The organism is Leucobacter chromiiresistens (genome assembly GCF_001477055.1).
Classification (GTDB): domain Bacteria; phylum Actinomycetota; class Actinomycetes; order Actinomycetales; family Microbacteriaceae; genus Leucobacter; species Leucobacter chromiiresistens_A.
The window spans coordinates 1-4,642 of the sequence record NZ_LDRK01000073.1; the positions used below are offsets into that span (position 1 = coordinate 1).

General features: G+C 70.2%; 3 protein-coding genes. 2 read left to right on the top strand and 1 reads right to left on the bottom strand.

Going from position 1 to position 4,642, the window contains the following annotated elements; all coding sequences use genetic code 11:
- The first annotated feature begins 201 nt into the window (after nucleotides 1-201).
- Nucleotides 202-1,137 (top strand): hypothetical protein, encoded by a 936-nt coding sequence (locus NS354_RS09940; RefSeq protein WP_153002175.1) that lies wholly within the window; start codon nucleotides 202-204, stop codon nucleotides 1,135-1,137.
- Nucleotides 1,138-1,342: 205 nt separating this feature from the next.
- Here NS354_RS09940 and NS354_RS09945 read toward each other — a convergent pair whose 3' ends face one another.
- Nucleotides 1,343-3,871 carry an MMPL family transporter gene (locus tag NS354_RS09945; RefSeq protein ID WP_058594353.1) on the bottom strand — a complete coding sequence of 843 codons (2,529 nt, stop codon included), beginning with the start codon at nucleotides 3,869-3,871 and terminating at the stop codon, nucleotides 1,343-1,345.
- A 107-nt stretch (nucleotides 3,872-3,978) separates the two neighbouring features.
- Here NS354_RS09945 and NS354_RS09950 point away from each other — a divergent pair, with 107 nt between their 5' ends.
- The gene (locus NS354_RS09950; protein ID WP_058594354.1) at nucleotides 3,979-4,569 is read left to right on the top strand and encodes a TetR/AcrR family transcriptional regulator; all 591 of its coding nucleotides are present in this window, start codon (nucleotides 3,979-3,981) and stop codon (nucleotides 4,567-4,569) included.
- Nucleotides 4,570-4,642 lie beyond the last annotated feature (73 nt).

Below are 4,642 nucleotides of genomic sequence, written 5' to 3' on the forward strand. Positions count from 1 at the left end.
TGCGAGCGGGGTCACTTTTCGTGCGTGTTGCGCCGCCGACACCCACGGAAAGTGACCCCGCTCGCAGAACGGCTCCCACTCCCGCTCCTCAGCACCGCGGTGCTCCCCCCACAGGGAACTGTGCCGCGTCGAATCGAGCAGTTGTCCACAGTTTCCGGCAGGAGCGCACTTCGCTCCCGCTTCTGCAGCGATGCTCGGTTCATGTCCCGTCGTCGTCCCATCCACGTCCTCCCAGGGGTGTATCGCGCCTCCGAACTCATCGATGCGGGCGTCTCGGCGGATCGGTTGCGTGCGCACGACGTACGCCGAATCGGCCGCGGTCTCGTCATCCATCCCGAATACGAGTACGACCACTTCGCCTATCGTGACCGATGCGTTGCCATCGGCCAGACGCTGCGCCCCGAGCACTTCCTCTCGCGGCGATCCGCAGCCGCCGTGTACGGCATCCCGTGCCCGATCCCGCCGGGCGGCCGCGTCGACGTCGCTTCCTTCTCGCCGCACCGGGCGCCGAGACATCGGTTGATCGCCGGTCACCGCGTAAAGCCGGGCGGCCTGCATTGGACGGAGCACGACGGGATCACCCTGCCGACTCCCGCCGACGTCTGGTGCCAGCTCGCGAGCGTCATCGCGTTTCGGGAACTCGTGGCCGCAGGCGACTTCCTCATCTCCGGCCGACGCACGCTCGACGGCACGGGCGGCCGCACACCCCCTCTCTGCACCGCGAGGGATCTCGAACTCGCACGTTCGCGGCACCGCAACACGCTCGGAGCCCCCGTGCGCCAGCGCGCGCTCCCCCTGCTGCGCGCGCCCGTCGATTCTCCGCCGGAGAGCTACATCAGACTCATCATCCGCGAGGCGGGCTTCGACGAACCGCTCGTCGCCTGCCCGGTTCCCACGTGGGAGCGCGTGCTGCACGCAGACCTGGGCTACCCCGAGCTCCGCATCGCGATCGAGTACGAGGGGGCGCACCATTTCTCGAGCGAACGGCAGGTGCGCAGGGATGCGATCCGCAGAAAGCAGATGGCTCGCGCGGGGTGGACGGTGATCCTCGCCATGGACGACGACGTCGCCGATCCGGCATCGTTCATCGGGGCCCTCGGTCATGCCGTCGAATCGGCCCTCGGAAACCCACCATGATTCTCGGTTCGGGCCCAGGCCCTGCTCACCCACCCCTCGCCCGATTCGCCGAGCGGGGTCGCTTGTGGTGCGTGTCGAGCGCGCAACACGCACGACGAGTGACCCCGCTCTAGCGGCGCAGAGCGGCGGCGACGCGGCGCGGCGGCGACGCGGCGCGGCGCCGGGCCGCCGGGCCGCCGCTCCGCCGCGCCGCTCCGGGCGCCGCCTAGTGGTGGACGGGGTGGCGGCGCTCCAGCGCCGATCCCTCGACGTCGACGTTCGGGATGATGCGGTCGAGCCACTTCGGGAGCCACCACGCCCCGCGGCCGACGAGGTGCATCACGGCGGGCACGAGCAGCATGCGCACGACGATCGCGTCGAGCAGCACGCCGAGCGCGAGGCCGAAGCCCATCGACTTGATCATCACCGACTCGGACGCGATGAACCCGCCGAAGACGGAGACCATGATGATCGCCGCCGCGATCACGACGGTGCGCCCCGCCCGGAACCCCTGCGCCACAGCGAGCTTCGCCGGTGCACCGTGCGCATACGCCTCGCGCATGCCGGTCGCGAGGAAGAGCTGGTAGTCCATCGCGAGACCGAAGAGGATGCCCACGAGGATCACCGGGAGGAAGCTCAGGATCGGACCGGGGTTGTGCACGCCGAGCCAGTCGGCGAGCCACCCCCACTGGAACACCGCGGTGACGGCGCCGTAAGTCGCGAAGAGCGACAGCACGAAGCCTCCGGTCGCGATGAGGGGCACGAGCAGGGAGCGGAAGACCATCACCATGATGAGGAAGGAGAGCCCCACGACGACCACGAGGTACAGCGGGAGCACCTCCTGCAGACCCTCGGAGATGTCGATGTTGATGGCGGCCTGCCCCGCCACGCCCAGCGCGATGTCACCGTCGATGGGCGGCAGTTCGCGGAGGTCGCGCACGAGGTTCTCCGTCGACACGCTGTTCGGGCCCTCGGCGGGAACCACCTGGAAGGCGGTGAGGCGGTGGTCGTCGGAGACGGCGACCGGCGCGACGGCGGTGATGTCGTCCATCGACGCCAGCTCGCGCGCGACGGTGAGCTGCGCGTCGAGCACGCCGTCGTCGTCGAGCCCCTCGGGCAGATCGGCGGTGATGAGCAGCGGTCCGTTCGCACCCTCGCCGAAGGCCTCGTTCGTGAGGGTGTACGCCTCGTACGCGGTGGACCCCTCCGCCTCGGAGCCGCCGTCGGGCAGTCCGAGGCGCATCGACATCGACGGGATCGCGATGACGAGCAGCACGACGGTCGCGACGACCGCGGTGATGATGGCGCGCAGGTTCGTCATGGGCTTCACGCTGCGTCCCTCGGAGGGCGCCGCACCGGGCTCGCGGTCGGCGGCGAGCGCTGCCCGCGCCCGCGCCTTCCCGCTGAGCAGTCGCGTGCCGGCGAGCCCGAGCAGCGCGGGGGTGAGCGAGATCGCGATGAGAACGGCGACGGCGACACTCACGGCTCCGGCGGTGCCCATGAGCCCGAGGAACGGGATGCCGGTGATGTTCAGCGCGAGCAGGGCGACGATCACGGTCGCGCCCGCGAACACGACCGCGTTGCCCGCGGTGCCGTTCGCGAGGCCGATCGATTCGACGACGCCGGCGCCCTGCAGCATCTGCTTGCGGTGGCGGTACAGGATGAAGAGGGAGTAGTCGATGCCGACGGCGAGACCGAGCATCACGCCGAGGATGGGCGTGACGGAGGCCATCTGCGTGACCCCGGAGAAGGCGAGCGTCGCCATGGCCCCGATCCCGACCCCGACGAGTGCCGTGACGATGGGGAACGCGGCGGCGAGGATCGACCCGAGCACGACGATGAGCACGATCGCGGCGATGACGACGCCGACCGCTTCGCCGACGCCGAGGATCTCGGGAACGCCCTGCGAGATGTCGGTCGAGATGGCCGTCTGCACGCCGTCGATCGGGGTGCTCTCGAAGTGCTCGACGACGGCGTCCTTGGTCTCCTGCGACAGGTCGAGGCGCGGTTCGGTGAAGGAGACGTTGACGAGCGCGGTCGCTCCGTCTGCGGAGACCACGCCGATGCCCTCGGCGTACGAGGCGAGCTCGGCGCCCTGCTCGAGCTTCTCCTGATTCGCATCGAGTTCGGCGATGCCCGCATCGAGCTGCTCCTGCTGCGCGTCGAGTTCGGCGTTTCCGGCATCGAGCTGCTGCTGCTGCTGTTCGAGCGCTGCGAGCTGGGGAGCGCGCATCTCCTCGGGCATCTCCACTGCGGCGAGCTGCGCGCCTGCGGCGTCGAGCTGCGCCTGCCCCTCGGCGATCCGGTCCCTCGCGGCGTCGAGCTGCTGCTGGCCCGCCTCGGCCTGCGCGCGCCCGTCCTCGATCTGCTGCCGGCCGTCGACGATCTGCTGCTGCTGGTCTGCGAGCTGCTGCTGCGCGTCGAAGGGGTCGATCACATCGGCGACGTCGGGCAGATCCTTCGCGCTCTCGGCGAGCGCCGAGATGTCGGATCGCTGGGCCTCGGTGAGCGGCGCCCCGTCCTCGGAGTGGAAGACGACCGTGCCCGATGCCCCGCTGAAGTCGGGGAGCGACGCCTCGAGCTCGTCGAGCACGTCTCCCGAGGCGGTGCCGGGCACGTCGAAGCTCGAGCTCAGCCCCTTGAACCCGACGAGGAAGCCGCCGACGGCGATGCCGAGGATCACGATCCACGCGAGGATCACCGTCCAGGCGCGTTGTGCCGCGAAGGTTCCCAGTCGGTGCAGCAACTCGGCCATGCCATCTCCCATTCTGCGCGGCGGCCGCGTCGGGAGGCCGCCATCGTCGTCGACCAGCAGGGGATAAGATAACACGGACCGTCTCGTCTTTACTGAATGGAGATCCCGTGGCAGTGTCATCGCGGAGCGGCCCCGTGCGCAGCGAGGCCGCACGACAGGCGATCCTGCAGGCAGCCATCGAAATGCTCGCCGAGCGCGGGTACGACCATCTCGCCATCGAGGGCATCGCCTCGCGCGCCGGCGTCGGCAAGCAGACCATCTACCGCTGGTGGAAGTCGAAGAGCGCCATCATCGCCGAGGCCCTGCTCGAGGGGATGATCCTGGGCGAGCGACTCGAGGTGCCCGACACGGGCGACGTGCGGCGCGACCTCACGACATGGCTGCACGCGGTCGGCGAGGTGCTGCTGAGCTCGCAGGGCGAGGGCCTGGTGCGCTCGCTCATCGCCGCGGCGACCGACAACGCCGATGTCGGCCAGCGGCTGCGCGACGCGATCGCCGGATCGGGCTCCGGCGCGCTCTCCACGCGGCTCGCCGCGGCCATCGGCAGCGAACCGCATCTCCCCGAGGGGGCGCCGATCGACGACATCGCCGAAGCGCTCGTCGGCGCGCTGCTGCTGCGCGCTCTCAGCCGCTCACCGCTCGATGATCACGCGATCGCGGCACTCGTCGCGGTCGCCGTGGGGCCGCCGCGCGCCTGATCATTCCGGCGCCGAGCGCCTGATCATTGCGCCGCCGCGCGCCTGACTCTGCACTTTAGACCCAACTCCCAGC